At 71.4% G+C, this 19,464-nt stretch carries 17 protein-coding genes; 16 read left to right on the top strand and 1 reads right to left on the bottom strand.

Annotation, left to right across the window (positions count from 1 at the left end; translation table 11 throughout):
* Positions 1 to 137 precede the first annotated feature (137 nt).
* Positions 138 to 689: a carbonic anhydrase gene (locus ACFYW3_RS05665; protein ID WP_351750078.1), complete on the bottom strand. Its 552-nt coding sequence runs from the start codon at positions 687 to 689 to the stop codon at positions 138 to 140.
* A gap of 341 nt (positions 690 to 1,030) precedes the next feature.
* Between ACFYW3_RS05665 and rsmH the strand changes: the two genes are divergently transcribed.
* The 16 genes from rsmH (at position 1,031) to ACFYW3_RS05585 (ending at position 19,054) form a co-directional block, all read left to right on the top strand.
* Complete coding sequence (gene rsmH / locus ACFYW3_RS05660; protein ID WP_389385963.1) at positions 1,031 to 1,960, top strand: 16S rRNA (cytosine(1402)-N(4))-methyltransferase RsmH; 930 nt, start codon at positions 1,031 to 1,033, stop codon at positions 1,958 to 1,960.
* A 77-nt stretch (positions 1,961 to 2,037) separates the two neighbouring features.
* Entirely contained in the window at positions 2,038 to 2,475 is a 438-nt protein-coding gene (locus tag ACFYW3_RS05655; protein WP_389385649.1) for a hypothetical protein, read from the top strand.
* Between the two features lie 108 nt (positions 2,476 to 2,583).
* A complete protein-coding gene (locus tag ACFYW3_RS05650) occupies positions 2,584 to 4,608 on the top strand; it encodes a penicillin-binding protein 2 (protein WP_351762995.1) in 2,025 nt (674 codons plus the stop codon).
* A gap of 37 nt (positions 4,609 to 4,645) precedes the next feature.
* Positions 4,646 to 6,361: a UDP-N-acetylmuramoyl-L-alanyl-D-glutamate--2,6-diaminopimelate ligase gene (locus ACFYW3_RS05645; protein WP_389385648.1), complete on the top strand. Its 1,716-nt coding sequence runs from the start codon at positions 4,646 to 4,648 to the stop codon at positions 6,359 to 6,361.
* Entirely contained in the window at positions 6,358 to 7,782 is a 1,425-nt protein-coding gene (murF, locus tag ACFYW3_RS05640) for a UDP-N-acetylmuramoyl-tripeptide--D-alanyl-D-alanine ligase (protein ID WP_351763001.1), read from the top strand. The genes ACFYW3_RS05645 and murF overlap by 4 nt, the downstream gene beginning before the upstream one ends.
* Complete coding sequence (gene mraY / locus ACFYW3_RS05635) at positions 7,779 to 8,849, top strand: phospho-N-acetylmuramoyl-pentapeptide-transferase (protein WP_351386069.1); 1,071 nt, start codon at positions 7,779 to 7,781, stop codon at positions 8,847 to 8,849. The genes murF and mraY overlap by 4 nt, the downstream gene beginning before the upstream one ends.
* Entirely contained in the window at positions 8,831 to 10,258 is a 1,428-nt protein-coding gene (gene murD, locus ACFYW3_RS05630; protein WP_351763004.1) for a UDP-N-acetylmuramoyl-L-alanine--D-glutamate ligase, read from the top strand. The genes mraY and murD overlap by 19 nt, the downstream gene beginning before the upstream one ends.
* Before the next feature lie 66 nt (positions 10,259 to 10,324).
* Positions 10,325 to 11,704 carry a putative lipid II flippase FtsW gene (gene ftsW / locus ACFYW3_RS05625; protein WP_351763007.1) on the top strand — a complete coding sequence of 460 codons (1,380 nt, stop codon included), beginning with the start codon at positions 10,325 to 10,327 and terminating at the stop codon, positions 11,702 to 11,704.
* Between the two features lie 6 nt (positions 11,705 to 11,710).
* A complete protein-coding gene (gene murG / locus ACFYW3_RS05620; protein WP_053676007.1) occupies positions 11,711 to 12,805 on the top strand; it encodes an undecaprenyldiphospho-muramoylpentapeptide beta-N-acetylglucosaminyltransferase in 1,095 nt (364 codons plus the stop codon).
* A 30-nt stretch (positions 12,806 to 12,835) separates the two neighbouring features.
* Positions 12,836 to 13,678, top strand: coding sequence for an FtsQ-type POTRA domain-containing protein (locus ACFYW3_RS05615; protein WP_351763010.1), 843 nt, complete (start codon positions 12,836 to 12,838; stop codon positions 13,676 to 13,678).
* A gap of 278 nt (positions 13,679 to 13,956) precedes the next feature.
* Positions 13,957 to 15,162: a cell division protein FtsZ gene (gene ftsZ / locus ACFYW3_RS05610; protein WP_351763013.1), complete on the top strand. Its 1,206-nt coding sequence runs from the start codon at positions 13,957 to 13,959 to the stop codon at positions 15,160 to 15,162.
* Positions 15,159 to 15,893 (top strand): peptidoglycan editing factor PgeF, encoded by a 735-nt coding sequence (pgeF, locus tag ACFYW3_RS05605; protein ID WP_389385647.1) that lies wholly within the window; start codon positions 15,159 to 15,161, stop codon positions 15,891 to 15,893. Before ftsZ ends, pgeF begins: the two co-directional genes overlap by 4 nt.
* A 3-nt stretch (positions 15,894 to 15,896) precedes the next feature.
* Positions 15,897 to 16,616, top strand: a complete 720-nt coding sequence (locus tag ACFYW3_RS05600) for a YggS family pyridoxal phosphate-dependent enzyme (RefSeq protein ID WP_351763018.1) — start codon at positions 15,897 to 15,899, stop codon at positions 16,614 to 16,616.
* Positions 16,617 to 16,782: 166 nt separating this feature from the next.
* Positions 16,783 to 17,391, top strand: a complete 609-nt coding sequence (locus tag ACFYW3_RS05595) for a cell division protein SepF (protein WP_053676003.1) — start codon at positions 16,783 to 16,785, stop codon at positions 17,389 to 17,391.
* A 60-nt stretch (positions 17,392 to 17,451) separates the two neighbouring features.
* Positions 17,452 to 17,748: a YggT family protein gene (locus tag ACFYW3_RS05590; protein WP_053676002.1), complete on the top strand. Its 297-nt coding sequence runs from the start codon at positions 17,452 to 17,454 to the stop codon at positions 17,746 to 17,748.
* 82 nt (positions 17,749 to 17,830) lie between these two features.
* Complete coding sequence (locus ACFYW3_RS05585; protein WP_351763021.1) at positions 17,831 to 19,054, top strand: DivIVA domain-containing protein; 1,224 nt, start codon at positions 17,831 to 17,833, stop codon at positions 19,052 to 19,054.
* The last annotated feature ends 410 nt before the right edge of the window (positions 19,055 to 19,464 follow it).

The following is a 19,464-nucleotide window of genomic DNA, read 5'->3' as shown; positions in this document are numbered from 1 at the left end:
TCCGGGCCGATCACGCTCTTGACGCATGAACCGGCCCACCCCGACACCTCTGCATCGCGAGAGTGCGGACGCCGGCCCGGGAACACTCCCGGGTGGCGTCACCCCGCATTCTTGACGGCGTTACGGCCTTGTGTCACTCAAGAGCTGGGATCGATCTCCCGCAGGAGCCCGGTGTGCACGTCGAAGACGAAGCCTCGCACATCGTCGCGGAAGGGCAGGAAGGGGTTCGTCCGAACCCGCTGCATGGACTGGCGCACGTCCTGGTCCACGTCCCGGAAGGCCTCGACGGCCCAGGCGGGGCGCTGGCCGACCTCGTCCTCCAGCTCGTGCCGGAAGTCCTCGGTCAGGCTTTCGAGACCGCAGCCGGTGTGGTGGATGAGTATCACCGCGCGGGTGCCCAGCGCCCGCTGGCTGATGGTGAGCGAACGGATCGTGTCGTCGGTGACCACACCGCCGGCGTTGCGGATCGTGTGGCAGTCGCCCAGCTTCAGGCCGAGGGCGGCGTGCAGGTCGAGGCGGGCGTCCATGCAGGCCACGACGGCGACCTGGAGGACCGGGCGGGCGTCCATCCCGGGATCGCCGAACGCGGAGGCGTACCTGCGGTTCGCCTCGACCAGCCGGTCCGTGACGGACCCACCGGCGGACGCCTGGGCTGCGGATTCTGCGGGCAGGGATGCGGAAGTCGTCATGTCTAAGACGTTAATGGGCACCGCTGGGGGAGGCATGGAGCGAGGAGGGACAAAGAAGGTCAACCGGCCTTGTTGTGAGCTAACCCACAAGGGTGGGCAGGATGCCGCTGTTCAGGTGATTCGCGGCATTCGCGGGTTCCGTACGAGCGGAGCGGACGGCGCGCCGGGCGGTTCGTTGACCGCGGGGACCGTTGCACTAAAGTGACGCGAACCGGCCGGAGCCCGGCCCTCACCGGCCGCCCGGCCCCCTGGTAAAACTCCGCGTGCGCGGCGCGGCGTACGCCTGCCGCGCCGTTATCTGAGAGGGCGCTTTGACTAGCGAGTCCCGACACGTCCCGGTGATGCTCCAGCGGTGCCTGGACCTGTTGGCCCCGGCGCTGGAGAGGCCGGGGGCCGTCGTAGTCGACTGCACCCTCGGTCTCGGCGGCCACAGCGAGGCCCTGCTGACCCGGTTCCCCGAGGCCCACCTGATCGGCCTCGACCGCGACAAGGAGGCCCTGAGGCTCTCCGGGGAGCGCCTCGCGCCCTTCGGCGACCGGGTCACCCTCGTCCACGCGATCTACGCCGACCTGGCCGAGGTGCTCGACGGACTGCGCATCCCCGCGGTCCAGGGCATCCTCTTCGACCTGGGCGTCTCCTCGATGCAGCTCGACGAGGCCGACCGAGGGTTCGCGTACGCCCAGGACGCCCCGCTCGACATGCGCATGGACCAGTCGACCGGCATCAGCGCCGCCGAGGTCCTCAACACCTACGCCCCCGGCGAGCTGGTCCGCATCCTGCGCCAGTACGGCGAGGAGAAGCAGGCCAAACGCATCGTCTCCGCGGTGGTGCGGGAGCGGGAGAAGGAACCCTTCACCAACAGCGCCCGGCTGGTCGAACTGATCCGCGACTCGCTGCCCCAGGCGGCGAAGCGCACCGGCGGCAACCCGGCCAAGCGCACCTTCCAGGCGCTGCGCATCGAGGTCAACGGCGAGCTGTCCGGCCTGGAGCGGGCCATCCCGGCGGCCGTGGACCGGATCGCGGTCGGCGGCCGGATCGCGGTGCTGTCGTACCACTCGCTGGAGGACCGGCTGGTCAAGCAGGTCTTCGCGGCGGGCGCCGCCTCCACCGCGCCCCCCGGACTGCCGGTGGTGCCGGAGAAGTACCAGCCCAAGCTCAAACTCCTCACGCGCGGCGCCGAGCTCCCCACGGAGGAGGAGATCGCCGAGAACCGGCGGGCGGCTCCCGCCCGGTGCCGCGGAGTCGAACGGATCCGCGAGGCGCGACTGTGATCAAGCGCGGAGGGCGGCTGAGGCCCGGCGTCGCCGCCGGCGCCGGAGCGGGGAACGGAGCGGGTCAGGCGGCCCGGATGCCTTTCGTGCTGTTGGTCGTCGCCCTGCTGGGCGGCGGCCTGATCAGCCTGCTGTTGCTGAACTCCGCGCTCAACCAGGGCTCCTTCCAGCTCACGCAGCTGAAGAAGGAGACCCTCGTGCTGACCGACGAGGAGCAGGCGCTCCAGCGGGACGTGGACGGCTACTCGGCCCCCGACGCGCTCCAGCGACGGGCGCACGAACTGGGCCTGGTGCCGGGCGGCAGCCCCGTCTTCATCGGCCCGGACGGGAAGGTCGCGGGCACCGCCTCGCAGGCGCAGGCGCCGCCCCCGCCGTCCCCCGCGCCGGTCGCGCAGCCCTCCGCGGCGTCCGGCGCGCCCTCCGGGGCCCCGTCCCCCGCCGCGAGCGGCCCGCCCGCGCCCAACCCGTCCGCGGCGAGCGGGACCCCCCAGCCCAGCCAGACCCCTGGAAGGTGACGTCGTGACGCGGACCCCCGCGGGGCTTGCCCCCAGCCCGCCCCCGCCTCGTTCGCCGGGCGGCGCCCCGGCCGGAGACGCCGTCCGGGCCGTGCCGGCGGTGGCCGCGTGAGCCCGCAGGAGCCGCCCCGGCGGCGGGTGCCGGGCCCCGGCCGGCCCCGGCCCAACGGCGGCGACCGGGCCAGGGCCACGGCGCGTCCCGCGTCCCGCCCCGCCACCCGCAGGCCGGCCCCGGCCCGCACGGCCCACACCATCCGGCTCGGAAACCCCAAACCCCGGCTGCGCCTCGTCGGCGTCGGGCTGACCCTGGTCATGCTCGCCTTCGTCGTACGGCTGCTCCAGGTACAGGCCGTCGACGCCTCCGCCTACTCCGCCAAGGCCTCCGAGAACCGCTTCACCAGCTACACCCTGGCCGCCGAACGCGGGGAGATCACCGACCGCAAGGGCGTGGCCCTGGCCACGAGCGTCGACGCGTACGACATCACCGCCGACCCGAAGATGTTCACCGCGCAGGAGAGCAAGGCCCCGGACGCCCCCGCGCAGGCCGCGGCCCTCCTCGCGCCGATCCTCGGCAAGGACGCCAAGGAGATCGCCAAGCTCCTGGAGACGAAGAACTCCCGCTACGTCATCCTCGCCCGCCGCCAGACCCCCCAGGTCTGGAACCAGATCAAGGACCTCAAGAAGGTCTTCGCGGACAAGGCGGCCGCCGACAAGCGCAAGAACGGCCCCGGCGCCAACGTCATCGCGGGCGTGTTCAAGGAGGACAGCAGCAAGCGCGTGTACCCGAACGGCGACCTCGCCGCCGGGATACTGGGTTACGTCAACGCCGAGGGCAAGGGCGGCGGCGGCCTGGAGTCCTCCCTCGACAAGAAGCTCTCCGGCAAGGACGGCAGCCTCACCTACGCCCAGTCCGGCGGCCGGCGCGTCCCCACCGCCGAGTCCAGCGAGAAGGCCGCCGTGCCCGGCGAGGACATCGAGCTGACCATCGACCGCGACATCCAGTGGGCCGCGCAGAGCGCCATCACCGAACAGGTCGAGAAGTCCGGCGCCGACCGCGGCTACGTCGTCGTGCAGGACACCCGCACCGGCGAGGTGCTGGCCATGGCCAACGCCCCCGGCTTCGACCCCAACGACCTGTCGAAGGCCCGCTCCACCGCCATGGGCAACGCCGCCCTCCAGGACGTGTACGAGCCCGGCTCCACCGCCAAGGTGATGTCGATGGCCGCCGTCCTGGAGGAGAAGAAGGCCACCCCGGCGACCCCCGTCGAGGTCCCCAACCGCCTCCACCGCGGCGACCGCCTCTTCAAGGACGACGTGGACCACCCCACCTGGTACCTGACCCTCAACGGGGTGCTCGCCAAGTCCTCGAACATCGGCACCATCCTGGCCACCGGCCGGCTCGGCGCCACCCAGCCCGAGGCCAACAAGGTCCTGTACGGATACCTGACCAAGTTCGGCATCGGGCAGCCCACCGGCCTGGACTACCCCGGCGAATCCCGCGGCATCCTCGCCAGGCCCGAGGCCTGGTCCACGTCCCAGCAGTACACGATCCCCTTCGGCCAGGGCCTGTCCCTCAACGCCGTCCAGGCGGCCTCCGTGTACTCCACCATCGCCAACGGCGGCGTCCGGATCGAGCCCACCCTGGTCCGCGGCACCAGGGGACCCGACGGCCGCTTCACCCCGGCCCCCGCCCCCGAGCAGACCAAGGTGATCAGCCAGGACACCTCCAAGACCCTCGCCGCGATGCTCGAATCCGTGGTCGACGACCAGGAGGGCACCGGCACCAAGGCGCGCATCCCCGGCTACCGCGTCGGCGGCAAGACCGGCACCTCCAACCGCGTCGACCCGGCCACCGGCCGCTACAAGGGATACACCGCCTCGTTCGCCGGCTTCGCGCCCGCCGACAGCCCGCGCGTCACCGTGTACTGCGCCATCCAGAACCCCACCAAGGGCAGTTACTTCGGCGGCCAGATCTGCGGACCCATCTACAAGAAGGTCATGGAGTTCGCCCTCAAGACCCTCCAGGTCGCCCCCACCGGCACCGCCCCCGCCGGACTTCCGGTCACCTTCGAACCGGGCCCGCAGCCCGCACCACAGCCGAGTACCCGGCCCGGCCCGCAGCCCGGCCAGTGAACCCGCCGCCCAGCCAGAAAAGCGTGAGGCACCATCAGTGACAACGATCACCCCCAAACCCGGGAACCAGTCGGCCACCGGCCCCGCGGTCGGGACCTCGCTTCGCGACGGGGCCACCGCGCCCGGTACGCTCACCGCCGTGTCCCACGCTGATCAGCCCAGAACCACCCGGAAAGACGCCCCGGCAGCGCCGCCGGGAGCGCCCCGCCCCGTGTCCGTGCGCCCCACCCCGCTGGCCGAGCTCGCGGCCCTGGTGGACCTCGAGGCCGCCGGCGAGCCGACGGGTCCGCGGATCACCGGCATCACGCACGACTCCCGTGCGGTGCGCCCCGGCGACCTCTACGCGGCCCTCCCCGGCGCCAAGGCGCACGGCGCGGACTTCGCCGCCCAGGCGGCCGCCCTCGGCGCCGCCGCCGTGCTGACCGATCCCGCCGGCGCCGAACGCGCCGCGGCGACCGGACTGCCGGTGCTCGCCGTCGCCGACCCGCGCGCCCGGATGGGAGAGCTCGCCGCCGCGATCTACGGCCGGCCGGGCGAGGCCCTCCTCCAGCTCGGCATCACCGGCACCTCCGGCAAGACCACCACCGCGTACCTGGTCGAGGGCGGCCTGCGCGCCGCCGGCCGGGCCACCGGCCTCGTCGGCACCGTCGAGATGCGCATCGGCGACGAACGCATCAAGTCCGAGCGCACCACCCCCGAGGCCACCGACCTCCAGGCCCTGTTCGCCGTCATGCGCGAACGCGGGGTCGAGGCCGTGGCCATGGAGGTCTCCAGCCACGCCCTCGTGCTCGGCCGGGTCGACGGCTGCGTCTTCGACGTCGCCGTCTTCAACAACCTGAGCCCGGAACACATGGAGTTCCACTCCGACATGGAGGACTACTTCCAGGCCAAGGCGCAGCTCTTCACCGAGCGCCGCGCCCGCCTCGGAGTGGTGAACGCCGACGACGAGTACGGCCGCCGCCTCGCCAAGGAGGCGACGATCCCGATCGTCACCTTCTCGGCCACGGGCGACCCGGCCGCCGACTGGCGCGCCGAGGACGTGGTCCTGGGGGCCGCCGACTCCACGCTGACCCTCGTCGGCCCGGACGGCCGGCGCGTACGCGCCACCGCGCCGCTGCCCGGCCCGTTCAACGTCGCCAACACCGTCGCCGCGATCGTCACCCTGGCCGCCGCCGGCATCGACCCGCAGACCGCCGCCGACGGCGTCGCCGCGGTCCCCGGGGTGCCCGGCCGGCTGGAACGCGTCGACGCGGGACAGCCGTTCCTGGCCGTCGTCGACTACGCCCACAAGACCGACGCCGTCGAATCGGTGCTGCGGGCCCTGCGCGAGGTCACCGAGGGCCGGCTGCACATCGTGCTCGGCTGCGGCGGCGACCGCGACACCACCAAGCGGGCCCCGATGGGCGCCGCGGCCGCGCGGTTCGCCGACGTCGCCGTGCTCACCTCCGACAACCCGCGCTCCGAGGACCCCCTGGCCATCCTGGCCGCGATGTTCGAGGGCGCCGTGTCCGTGCCCCCCGCCGAACGGGGCACCGTCCTCGTCGACGCCGACCGGGCCGCGGCCATCGCCGCCGCCGTCGCGAGCGCCCGGCCCGGTGACACGGTGCTGGTCGCGGGCAAGGGCCACGAACAGGGCCAGGACATCGCCGGCGTCGTACGCCCCTTCGACGACCGCGAGGTCCTGCGCGCGGCCATCGAGGCGCGCACCGAGGCCCCGCACCACGCAACCACGCAGGCCGAGGTGAACCAGTGATCGCCCTTTCCCTCGCCGAGATCGCCGACATCACCGGCGGGCGGCCCCACGACATACCGGATCCGGCGGTGCGGATCAGCGGGGCCGTGGTCATCGACTCCCGTCAGGTGGAGGCCGGCAGCCTGTTCGCCGCCTTCCAGGGCGAGAACGTCGACGGCCACGACTACGCGGAGCGCGCGGTCGCGGCCGGCGCCACCGCCGTCCTCGCCGCCCGCCCCGTCGGCGTACCCGCGATCGTCGTCCCCGACGTGGAGAAGGCGCTCGGCGCCCTCGCCCGCGCCGTCGTCGAACGCCTCGGCACCGACGTGGTGGCCCTGACCGGTTCCGCCGGCAAGACCTCCACCAAGGACCTCATCGCCCAGGTGCTCCAACAGCACGCACCCACCGTGTGGACGCCGGGCTCCCTCAACAACGAGATCGGCCTGCCGCTCACCGCCCTCAAGGCCACCGAGGACACCCGGCACCTGGTGCTGGAGATGGGTGCCCGCGGGATCGGCCACATCGCCTACCTCACCGGCCTGACCCCGCCGCGCATCGGCCTGGTCCTCAACGTCGGCACCGCCCACATCGGCGAGTTCGGCGGCCGCGAGCAGATCGCCCGGGCCAAGGGCGAACTGGTCGAGGCCCTGCCGTCCGAGGCCGACGGGGGCGTCGCCGTCCTGAACGCCGACGACCTGCTCGTGCGCGCCATGTCCGCCCGCACGAAGGCCCGTACGGTCCTCTTCGGCGAGGCCGAGGACGCCGACATCCGGGCCACGGACGTACGGATGACGGCCGGGGGAACGCCCGCCTTCACACTCCACACACCCTCCGGGTGCGGCGATGTGACCTTGCGGCTGTACGGTGAGCACCACGTGTCGAACGCGCTCGCCGCGGCCGCCGTCGCCCATGTACTGGGCATGTCCACTCCGGAGATCGCCACCGCGCTCTCCGGGGCGGGCACGTTGTCCCGGTGGCGGATGGAGGTCACCGAGCGAGCGGACGGCGTGACGATCGTCAACGACGCCTACAACGCGAACCCCGAGTCCATGCGGGCCGCCCTGCGCGCGCTTGCCGCGATGGGCGGCTCCGCGAGGGCCGGCGGGGGACGCACGTGGGCGGTGCTCGGTCCCATGGCCGAGTTGGGTGACGCATCGCTGGCCGAGCACGACGCGGTGGGACGGCTCGCCGTCCGGCTCAACGTGAGCAGGCTCGTCGCAGTCGGGGGCAGGGAAGCGTCCTGGTTGCAACTGGGCGCATATAACGAGGGTTCGTGGGGTGAGGAGTCGGTGCTCGTGTCCGACGCGCAGGCGGCGGTCGACCTGTTGCGCAGTGAACTGCGCCCGGGTGACGTCGTGCTGGTGAAGGCTTCCAGGTCGATCGGCCTGGAGCGGGTCGCGCTTGCGTTGCTGGAGCGCGAGGGCGAGGTCGCCGACCGATGAGGCAGATTCTCTTCGCCGGTGTCATCGGTCTGTTCCTGACGCTCATCGGCACCCCTCTCCTGATCAAGCTGCTGGCCCGCAAGGGCTACGGCCAGTTCATCCGTGACGACGGCCCCCGCGGCCACGCCGGGAAGAAGGGCACACCCACCATGGGTGGCATCTCCTTCATCCTGGCGACGCTCATCGCGTACGCCCTGACGAAGGTCATCACCGGGGAAGAGGTGAGCTTCTCCGGACTGCTCGTCCTCTTCCTGATGGCCGGCATGGGACTGGTCGGCTATCTGGACGACTACATCAAGATCGTCAAGAGGCGTTCGCTCGGTCTGCGGGCCAAGGCCAAGATGTCCGGCCAGCTGATCGTCGGCATCGCCTTCGCGGTGCTCGCCCTCCAGTTCAAGGACTCCAAGGGGCTGACCCCGGCCTCGACCAAGCTGTCGTTCGTCACGGACTTCGGCTGGTCGATCGGGCCGGTGCTGTTCGTCGTCTGGGCCCTGTTCATGATCCTGGCGATGTCCAACGGCGTGAACCTGACCGACGGCCTGGACGGACTGGCCACCGGCGCCGCCGTGATGGTCTTCGGCGCCTACACCTTCATCGGCGTCTGGCAGTACCAGGAGTCCTGCGCCAACGCGCAGACCCTGACCAACCCGGCCGCCTGCTTCGAGGTGCGCGACCCGCTGGACCTCGCGGTCGTCGCCTCCGCCCTCATGGGAGCCTGCTTCGGCTTCCTGTGGTGGAACACCTCGCCCGCCAAGATCTTCATGGGTGACACCGGTTCGCTGGCGCTCGGCGGCGCGCTCGCCGGCCTCGCCATCTGCTCCCGCACGGAGTTCCTGATGGCCCTCCTCGGCGGCCTCTTCGTGCTCATCACGATGTCGGTCGTCATCCAGGTCGGCTCCTTCAAGCTGACCGGCAAGCGCGTCTTCCGGATGGCGCCACTCCAGCACCACTTCGAACTCAAGGGGTGGTCCGAGGTCCTCGTGGTGGTCCGCTTCTGGATCATCCAGGGCATGTGCGTGATCGTGGGTCTCGGTCTCTTCTACGCGGGATGGGCAGCCGACAAGTGACCTCCTGGCACGGCAAGAACATCACCGTCGCCGGCCTCGGCGTGAGCGGCATCAGTGCCGCCCGCGCCCTGGCCGGCCTCGGCGCTTCGGTGACCGTCGTCGACGGCGGCGACAGCGAGGGCCACCGGGCCCGGGCGGCGGAGCTGGAGGCGGCGGGGATCTCCGTGCGCCTCGCGGACGCCACGACCCTGCCCGAGGGCACCGACCTGGTCGTGACCTCGCCCGGCTGGAAGCCCGACAGCCCGCTGTTCGCCGCGGCCGCCGAGGCCGGTGTCGAGGTCGTCGGGGACGTGGAGATCGCCTGGCTCCTGCGGGGCCCCGACGCGGCCCCCTGGCTCGCGATCACCGGCACGAACGGCAAGACGACGACCACCCAGATGCTCGCGTCGATCCTGCGGGCCGCGGGCCTCAAGACCGCGGCCGTCGGCAACATCGGCACCCCGATCATCGACGTGGTGACCGGCGGGGAGGCGTACGACGTCCTCGCCGTCGAGCTCTCCAGCTACCAGCTCCACTGGGCGCCCTCCGTGCGCGCCCACTCGGCGGCCGTCCTCAACCTGGCCCCCGACCACCTCGACTGGCACGGCTCGATGGAGGCGTACGCCGCCGACAAGGGCCGGATCTACGAGGGCAACACGGTGGCCTGCGTCTACAACGTCGCCGACCGGGCCACCGAGGACCTCGTCGTGGAAGCCGACGTCGAGGAGGGCTGCCGGGCGATCGGCTTCACCCTCGGCGCCCCCGGCCCCTCCATGCTGGGCGTGGTCGACGGGATCCTGGTGGACCGGGCCTTCGTGGAGAACCGGCAGAAGAACGCCCAGGAACTCGCGCAGGTCGAGGACGTCAACCCGCCCGCCCCGCACAACATCGCCAACGCGCTCGCCGCGGCGGCCCTGGCCCGCGCCTTCGGCGTCGAACCGCGCGCGGTCCGCGACGGCCTGCGCGACTTCCGGCCGGACGCCCACCGGGTCGCGCACGTGGACGAGGTGGACGGGGTCACGTACGTCGACGACTCCAAGGCCACCAACACCCACGCGGCGGAGGCCTCCCTGGCGGCCTTCGAGCCGATCGTGTGGATCGCCGGCGGCCTCGCCAAGGGCGCGACCTTCGACGAGCTCGTGCGCAAGTCGGCCGGGCGTCTGCGGGCCGTGGTCCTGATGGGTGCCGACCGGGCCCTGATCGCGGACGCGCTGGCGCGACACGCGCCGCAGGTACCCGTCGTGGACCTCGACCGGACCGACACTGGGGCGATGCTCGCGGCGGTCCGGGAAGCGGCCCGTCTCGCCGAGCGCGGCGACACGGTCCTGTTGGCACCTGCCTGTGCCTCGATGGACATGTTCGCGAACTACAACGAGCGTGGGGACGCATTCGCCGACGCGGTGCGCGAACTGGCCGCCGAGAGCGCCTAGGTCGAACCAGGGCAGGTGTCCTTCCCGACCGGCTGCTCGTCGCACGAGTGGAGGGGAAGATCACAGATGCCGGCCAAGCAAGTACTGCCGGGGCGGCGGCCGTCCGCCGCGAAGGCCGTCAAAGCCGTCAAGGCGCAGGGGCGCAAGCGCCCGGTGATCGGTGGGAAGGGGCCCGGCGGGCGTGGGCCGCTCGCCGGGCTCCGGCGTACGCAACAGCAGTTGCGCAAGGCCTGGGACCGTCCGCTCACGGCGTATTACCTGATCTTCGGCAGCTCGCTGTTGATCACCGTGCTCGGCCTCGTGATGGTCTACTCGGCCTCCATGATCAAGGCGCTCCAGCTCGGCCTGGGAGACGCCTACTTCTTCAAGAAGCAGTTCCTCGCGGCCGTCATCGGCGCCGTCCTGCTGCTGGCCGCCTCCCGGATGCCCGTCAAGCTCCACCGGGCCCTGTCCTACCCGGTGCTGGCCGGGACCCTCTTCCTGATGGTCCTGGTGCAGCTCCCCGGGATAGGAGTGTCGATCAACGGCAACCGGAACTGGCTCTCCCTCGGCGGCCCGTTCATGCTCCAGCCCAGCGAGTTCGGCAAACTGGCGCTGATCCTGTGGGGGGCCGACCTGCTGGCCCGCAAGGGCGACAGGGGGCTGCTGAGCCAGTGGAAGCACCTGTTGGTGCCGCTGGTCCCGGTCGCCTTCCTGCTGCTCGGACTCATCATGCTCGGCGGCGACATGGGCACCGCGATGATCCTCGGGGCCATCCTCTTCGGCCTGCTCTGGCTGGCGGGCGCGCCCACCCGGATGTTCGTCGGGGTTCTCGCGTTCGCGGGTGTGATCATCGCACTGCTGATCAGGACGAGTCCGCACCGGATGGACCGGCTCGCGTGCCTCGGTGCGACAGAACCGGGCAAGAACGACCTTTGCTGGCAGGCCGTCCACGGAACCTACGCCCTCGCGTCCGGGGGATGGTTCGGTTCCGGGCTGGGTGCCAGTGTGGAAAAATGGGGCCAACTGCCGGAAGCCCACACCGACTTCATCTTCGCCATCACCGGTGAGGAACTGGGTCTGGCGGGGACGCTGTCGGTGCTCGCCCTGTTCGCGGCTCTAGGCTATGCGGGTATCCGCGTGGCCGGACGCACGGAGGACCCCTTCGTACGGTATGCCGCGGGAGGCGTGACCACATGGATCACGGCGCAGGCCGTGATCAATATCGGTGCGGTGCTCGGCCTGTTGCCGATCGCCGGGGTCCCGCTCCCGCTGTTCTCCTACGGAGGGTCGGCCCTGCTGCCGACCATGTTCGCGGTCGGACTGCTCATCGCCTTCGCGCGTGAGGAGCCGGCGGCGCGCGCGGCACTCGCGATGCGGCAGCCGAAGACCGGCCGGCCGCGGATCGGGCTGAGATGGAAGTCGATGAGACGGCGCGTCAAGAAGCGTCCGTCCGGAGAGCGGTGAATTTCGGTGCATGTCGTACTCGCCGGTGGGGGGACCGCCGGCCACATCGAGCCGGCGCTCGCCCTCGCGGACGCCCTGCGCAGGCAGGACCCTTCAGTGGGCATCACCGCCCTCGGCACGGAGCGCGGACTGGAAACCCGCCTGGTGCCGGAACGCGGCTACGAGCTGGGCCTGATCCCCGCCGTGCCGTTGCCCCGCAAGCCCACCCCCGAGCTGATCACCGTCCCCGGACGGCTGCGCGGCACCATCAAGGCGGCCGAGGAGATCCTCACGCGCACCAAGGCCGACTGCGTGGTCGGCTTCGGCGGCTACGTGGCGCTGCCCGGCTACCTGGCCGCCAAGCGGCTCGGGGTGCCGATCATCGTCCACGAGGCCAACGCCCGCCCCGGACTGGCCAACAAGATCGGCTCCCGGTACGCGCACGCCGTCGCCGTGTCCACCCCGGACAGCAAGCTGCGGGGGGCCCGCTACGTGGGCATCCCGCTGCGGCGGTCCATCTCGACCCTGGACCGGGCCGCCGTGCGCCCCGAGGCGCGCGCCGCGTTCGGCCTGGACCCCAACCTGCCGACGCTGCTGGTCTCCGGCGGCTCGCAGGGCGCACGGCGCCTCAACGAGGTCATCCAGCAGGTCGCTCCGACCCTCCAGCGCTCCGGGATCCAGATCCTGCACGCCGTCGGGCCGAAGAACGAACTGCCGCGTGTCGACAACATGCCCGGGATGCCGCCTTATGTGCCGGTACCGTACGTGGACCGGATGGATCTCGCGTACGCCGCCGCCGACATGATGCTGTGCCGCGCGGGTGCGATGACCGTCGCCGAACTCTCCGCCGTCGGGCTGCCCGCCGCCTACGTACCGTTGCCGATCGGCAACGGCGAACAGCGGCTCAACGCCCAGCCGGTGGTCAAGGCCGGCGGCGGCCTGCTCGTGGACGACGCGGAGCTGACGCCCGAATGGGTGCTCAGCCAGGTCCTCCCGGTGCTCGCCGACCCGCACCGCCTCTACGAGATGTCCCGCGCCGCCGCCGAGTTCGGCCGCCGGGACGCCGACGACCTGCTCGTCGGTCTGGTCTACGAGGCGATCGCCGCACGCAGAGCCCGCTGAGGCGGGAGCACTGACCCAGGAGGCACAGGAGTGGCCGGAGCGACGACCGCACAGCGCGGGACACCCGGTTCCGACGGGGACGCCCGCAAGGGCAGGAACCCCGGCCCTCCCAAGCCCGGCAGGCGTCCCAAGCCGTCGAAGGGATCCGGCCCGCGGGGCCCCGGCGTCAAACGGCGCCGGGTCCTCGTACTGGCCTCCCTGGCCGCCGCGGTGCTCCTCGCCGCGGGCGGCACCTGGGTGCTCTACGGGTCCTCCTGGCTCCGCGTCGAGAGGGTCACCTCCGCAGGCACCGAGGTGCTCACGGCGCGGCAGGTGGTGTCGGCCGCGGCCGTCCCGGTCGGCGCGCCGCTGGTGAGCATCGACACGGACGAGATCGAGAGTCGGCTGCGCGAGCGGCTGCCCCGCATCGATTCGGTCGATGTGTCGCGGTCGTGGCCGCGTGGAATCAGCCTGAAAGTGACGGAACGCAAACCCGTGCTGCTCATCAAGAAGGGCACGGACTTCGTCGAAGTGGACTCTTCGGGTGTGCGATTCGCCACGGTTGCGAAAGCACCCGGAGGCGTTCCCGTCCTCGAATTGGCGGCGGAACGGTCACCCAGCGCCCGCCGCTTCGACGAGCAGCGGCTGCTGCGCGAGGCGGTGGACATCGCGGGCGGCCTCCCCGAGGCCGTCGCGAAGGAGACGTTGCAGGTCAGGGTGGAGTCGTACGACTCGGTCGTGCTGGCGCTCACCAAGGGGCGAACCGTGGTGTGGGGAAGCGGCGAACTGGGTGAAGCGAAAGGGCGGGCGCTGACCGCCCTGCTGAAGGCCTCGCCCGGGGCTGACCACTTCGACGTGAGCGTCCCCACCGCCCCGGCGGTGTCCGGGAGTTGACGTCGAGTCGAACAGCGACGCACCCTGGTTGGCCAGCGATACGGGTGATCACATAGGGTGAAAAGAAAAACGGGAGGTTCGGCGTGTTCGTTGAACACGCGCTACTTGTCGACTTAGTGTCCTGTTCGGAGAGTCCAAGGAACAGACACACTCATAACCCTAAACTTCAGGGTTAGGGTTCGGGTCGGCGTGTACGAACCGGCCCAATTTCGGCATCAGTCGTCGCAACGCAGGCCCGCGAGGCGGCGACACGTAACTCGAGGCGAGAGGCCTTCGACGTGGCAGCACCGCAGAACTACCTCGCAGTCATCAAGGTCATCGGTGTCGGCGGCGGTGGTGTCAATGCCATCAACCGAATGATCGAGGTCGGTCTCAAGGGCGTCGAGTTCATCGCCATCAACACGGACGCCCAAGCGCTGTTGATGAGCGACGCCGACGTCAAGCTCGACGTCGGCCGTGAACTCACCCGGGGCCTCGGCGCCGGCGCCAACCCGGCCGTCGGCCGGAAGGCGGCAGAGGACCACCGCGAGGAGATCGAGGAGGTCCTCAAGGGGGCCGACATGGTCTTCGTCACCGCCGGTGAAGGCGGCGGAACCGGCACGGGCGGCGCACCTGTCGTCGCCAACATCGCGCGCTCCCTGGGAGCCCTGACGATCGGTGTGGTCACCCGACCGTTCACCTTCGAGGGTCGGCGCCGCGCGAACCAGGCGGAGGACGGCATCGCCGAGCTCCGCGAAGAGGTCGACACCCTCATCGTCATCCCCAACGACCGCCTGCTGTCCATCTCGGACCGCCAGGTCAGCGTGCTCGACGCCTTCAAGTCGGCCGACCAGGTCCTGCTGTCCGGCGTCCAGGGCATCACCGACCTCATCACCACCCCCGGCCTGATCAACCTCGACTTCGCGGACGTCAAGTCCGTGATGTCCGAGGCCGGCTCGGCCCTCATGGGCATCGGCTCGGCCCGCGGCGACGACCGCGCCGTGGCCGCGGCCGAGATGGCGATCTCCTCGCCCCTGCTGGAGGCGTCCATCGACGGCGCCCGCGGCGTGCTGCTCTCCATCTCCGGTGGCTCGGACCTCGGTCTCTTTGAGATCAACGAGGCCGCGCAACTGGTGAGCGAGGCCGCGCACCCCGAGGCGAACATCATCTTCGGCGCCGTCATCGACGACGCGCTCGGCGACGAGGTACGGGTCACCGTCATCGCCGCCGGGTTCGACGGAGGACAGCCCCCGGCCCGCCGGGACAACGTCATCGGCGCGGCCTCCACCAAGCGCGAGGAGCCGGCGCCGGCTCCGGTCCGCGCCGCCGAGCCGGTCCGCCCGGCCTTCGGCGGGCTCGGTTCGGTCACCCCGCGTGAGGAGCCCCAGGCTCCGGTCGAGCCGGAGCCGGTGAACGAGTTCCCGCCGCCGGCCCACGTCCCGACGGCCCGTCCGTACCAGGACAGCCCGGCGGAAGAGCTGGATGTCCCGGACTTCTTGAAGTGATCCTGGGACAGCACGACGAGAACGGCGCGCACTTCGCCTTCACCGACAGGTGGGGCGGGGTGAGCGCCGTTCCGTACGAGGAGCTCAATCTCGGCGGCGCGGTCGGAGACGACCCGGCCGCCGTTCGCGCGAACCGGGCGACCGCGGCGAGGTCCCTCGGCCTCGCTCCCGAACTGGTGATCTGGATGAACCAGGTGCACGGTCGGGACGTCGCGGTGGTGGACGGCCCGTGGGACGCCGAGCGGGAGGCGATCCCCTCGGTGGACGCGGTGGTGACCGCCCGTCGCGGACTGGCACTGGCGGTGCTCACCGCCGACTGCGTGCCGGTCCTGCTGGCCGACCCGGTCGCAGGGATCGCGGGAGCGGCCCACGCGGGGCGGCCCGGGCTGGTCGCCGGGGTGGTGCCCGCCACCGTCGAGGCGATGATCGCCCTGGGGGCCGACCTCGGACGACTGGTCGCCCGTACGGGACCGGCGGTCTGCGGTCGCTGCTACGAAGTGCCCGCCGAGATGCGGGACGCGGTCGCGGAAGTGGTGCCGGCGGCATGGGCCGAGACGAGCTGGGGGACCCCGGCGGTGGACGTGGTCGCCGGCGTGCACGCACAGTTGGCGCGGGCGGGGGTGGCGAACGCCGACCGCTCCCCGGTCTGCACACTGGAGTCACGGGACCACTTCTCGTACCGCCGTGACCGGGTGACCGGGCGGCTTGCCGGATATGTCTGGTTGGACTGAGGGATGACGGATCGCAAGGCCGAGCTCGCGGAGAACCTCGCGCGGGTCGAGGAGCGCATCGCGTCGGCGTGCGCGGCGGCGGGGCGCCGGCGGGAAGAGGTGACCCTCATCGTGGTCACCAAGACCTACCCGGCGAGTGACGTACGACTGCTGGCGGACCTGGGTGTCCGTCATGTTGCGGAAAATCGCGACCAGGACGCCGCCCCCAAGGCCGCGGCCTGCGCGGACCTGGCGCTCGACTGGCACTTCGTGGGTCAGTTGCAGACGAACAAAGTCCGTTCCGTGGCGGGATACGCGCGAGTGGTGCAGTCGGTCGACCGGCCGAAACTGGTCACCGCGCTCTCGGCGGCCGCCACGGCCGCCGGACGGGAACTCGGCTGCCTCGTGCAGATCGCCCTCGACGCCGAGTCGGGGGAGCGGGGGGCCCGGGGCGGGGCGGCGCCGGACCTCCTCCCGGAGTTGGCGGACCTCGTGGCGGCGGCGCCGGGACTGCGGATCGACGGCCTCATGACCGTGGCCCCGCTGGCGGGGCCGTACGCGGGCCGCGAACAGGCGGCCTTCGCGCGGCTGATGGAATTGTCATCCAGCCTGCGCGCCGACCATCCTGCTGCCACGATGGTGTCGGCGGGAATGAGCGCCGACCTGGAACAGGCGGTGCTGGCGGGTGCGACACATGTACGCGTCGGCACTGCGGTACTCGGCGCGAGACCCCGGCTCGGGTAACGTCGCGAAGAAAGTCGGACCACAGCAGAAAATATGGTCATTTCCGCAGATGAGCGGACAGACCACGTGGATCGCGGGCAGTTGGTGACTTTGGTGACACAGCGACTTTGGTGGCACGGCGACACCTGCGACAGGGCGATCCACCACAGAGCGGAGGACTCGGAGAATGGCCGGCGCGATGCGCAAGATGGCGGTCTACCTCGGCCTCGTGGAGGACGACCGGTACGACAACCCGGGGTACGACCCCGATGACGAGTTCGAACCCGAGCCGGAGCCGGAGCGGGATCGCCGGCGTCAGCAGCCCGCGCACCAACCGCCCGTAACGGACGAACCGGTACGAGCAGTACAGCCCCCGGCACAGCGGGAACCCATCCCGATGCCGGTGGAAAACGGACGTCCGGCGCGAATTGCCCCCGTGGCGTCCATCACACCTGACCGCACCAACCTGGAGAAGAACGCACCCGTGATCATGCCCAAGGTCGTCTCCGAGCGGGAGCCGTACCGCATCACGACGCTGCACCCCCGGACCTACAACGAGGCCCGTACCATCGGGGAACACTTCCGTGAGGGCACTCCGGTGATCATGAACCTCACGGAGATGGACGACACCGACGCGAAGCGTCTGGTCGACTTCGCGGCCGGCCTCGTCTTCGGTCTGCACGGCAGCATTGAACGCGTGACGCAGAAGGTGTTCCTGCTGTCTCCTGCTAACGTCGATGTCACGGCGGAGGACAAGGCCCGCATCGCGGAGGGCGGGTTCTTCAACCAAAGCTAGACCGATCCGTCAGACACGGGGCCGGGGACAGAGCGGGAGCAGGGGAGAGGGAAGCGCGGGATGGGCATCGCAATGGAAGTGGTCTACATCGCGCTGTCGTGTTTTCTGGGCATCCTGATCTTCCGACTGGTCATGGACTATGTGTTCCAGTTCGCACGTTCGTGGACACCCGGCAAGGCGATGGTGGTCGTTCTGGAGGCCACCTACACCGCCACCGACCCACCACTGAAGCTTCTTCGGCGTTTCATTCCGCCGTTGCGTCTCGGGGGCGTGGCACTCGACCTGTCCTTCTTCGTTCTGATGATCATCGTTTACATCCTGATCACTTTCGCGCGCGCTGGTGCGAGCGGCCAGTGAACGATGTGCTTCCCCGCGAACCCGGGGACAGTCCCGATACGGTCTTGCCGACTGCCGACGACTACGTAGAGGTGAAGAAGACATGCCGCTGACTCCCGAGGACGTGCGGAACAAGCAGTTCACGACCGTCCGCCTGCGAGAAGGCTATGACGAGGACGAGGTCGACGCCTTCCTCGACGAGGTCGAGTCCGAACTGACGCGCCTGCTGCGCGAGAACGAGGATCTGCGCGCCAAGCTGGCAGCCGCCACGCGCGCCGCCGCGCAGAACCAGCAGCAGCAGGGCATGCGCAAGCCCGAACCCCAGGACCAGCGTGGCCCCGGTGGGCCCGGCGCACCCGTGCCCGCGGCCATATCCGGCCCGCCGCAGCAGCAGCAGCCGCAGATGGGCCCGCCCCAACTGCCCGGCGGTCAGCCGCAGCTGCCCCCCGGCCCCGGTGGACAGGGCCCGCAGGGTCCCGGCCCGATGGGCGGCCCCATGCAGCAGCACAACATGGGTGGCCAGCAGCAGATGGGCCAGCCGCAGCAGATGCAGCAGCCCCAGCAGATGCAGCAGATGCAGCAGCAGCAGTCCATGGGCGGCCAGAACCCGCTCGGCCAGCCGATGGGCCAGCAGATGCAGCCCATGGGGCAGCAGATGCAGCCCATGGGCCAGCAGATGCACCAGCAGCACCAGCAGCTCCCGCAGCAGGGCCCCGGTGGCGACAGTGCCGCCCGCGTCCTGTCGCTCGCGCAGCAGACCGCCGACCAGGCGATCGCGGAGGCCCGTTCCGAGGCCAACAAGATCGTCGGCGAGGCCCGTTCGCGTGCCGAGGGTCTGGAGCGGGACGCCCGTGCCAAGGCCGACGCGCTGGAGCGGGACGCGCAGGAGAAGCACCGCGTCGCGATGGGCTCCCTGGAGTCCGCCCGCGCCACGCTGGAGCGCAAGGTCGAGGACCTGCGAGGCTTCGAGCGTGAGTACCGTACGCGCCTGAAGTCCTACCTGGAGTCCCAGCTGCGTCAGCTGGAGACCCAGGCCGACGACTCGCTGGCCCCGCCGCGCAACCCGGCCGGTCCCGCGCTGCCGCCGTCGCCGTCCATGGCTCCGGCCGGTGCGATGGGTCAGTCGATGGGTGGCCCGTCCCCCATGGGCGGTCCCTCCCCGATGGGTGGCCCGTCCCCGATGAGCGGTCCGTCCTACGGTGGCCAGCAGCAGCAGATGTCCCCGGCGATGACCCAGCCGATGGCTCCGGTGCGGCCTGCTGCTCCGCAGCCGATGCAGGCGCCGTCGCCGATGCGTGGCTTCCTGATCGACGAGGACGACAACTAGGCGCCGCCGCCGCGTCTGTCGGCAGTCTCTCGGGCCGGGCCCGGTTCCCCTCAGGGGGTACCGGGCCCGGCCCGTTCGCGTACCCGGGCCCGTTCGCGTACCCGGGCCGGTGCCGGTGCCGGTGCCGGTGCCTGTGCCGGTGCTCTGGGGTGGGGTGGGGCGGGTCCGCTGTGCGGGGCTGGGTCCGGGGGGGCCGCCCCCCCCCCCGCGCCCCCCCCCACCCCCCCGGGCGGGGGGGGGCGGGCGGCGGGGCGGGGGGGGCGGGGGGGGCCGCCGCCGGCCGCGCCCCGCGGGGGGGGGGGGGGGGGCCCGGGGGCCCCCCCCCCCCCCGCCCCAAAACCGCGGGGGGGGGGGGGGGGGGGGGGGGACCCCGGGGCTCCGCCCCGGACCCCGCGCCTCAAACGCCGGCG

Origin of the sequence: Streptomyces sp. NPDC002602, from assembly GCF_042889445.1 — a bacterium.
Taxonomy (GTDB): domain Bacteria; phylum Actinomycetota; class Actinomycetes; order Streptomycetales; family Streptomycetaceae; genus Streptomyces.
Note: the sequence above shows the minus strand (reverse complement) of the source record. Positions and strands in the feature narration are given on the sequence as shown.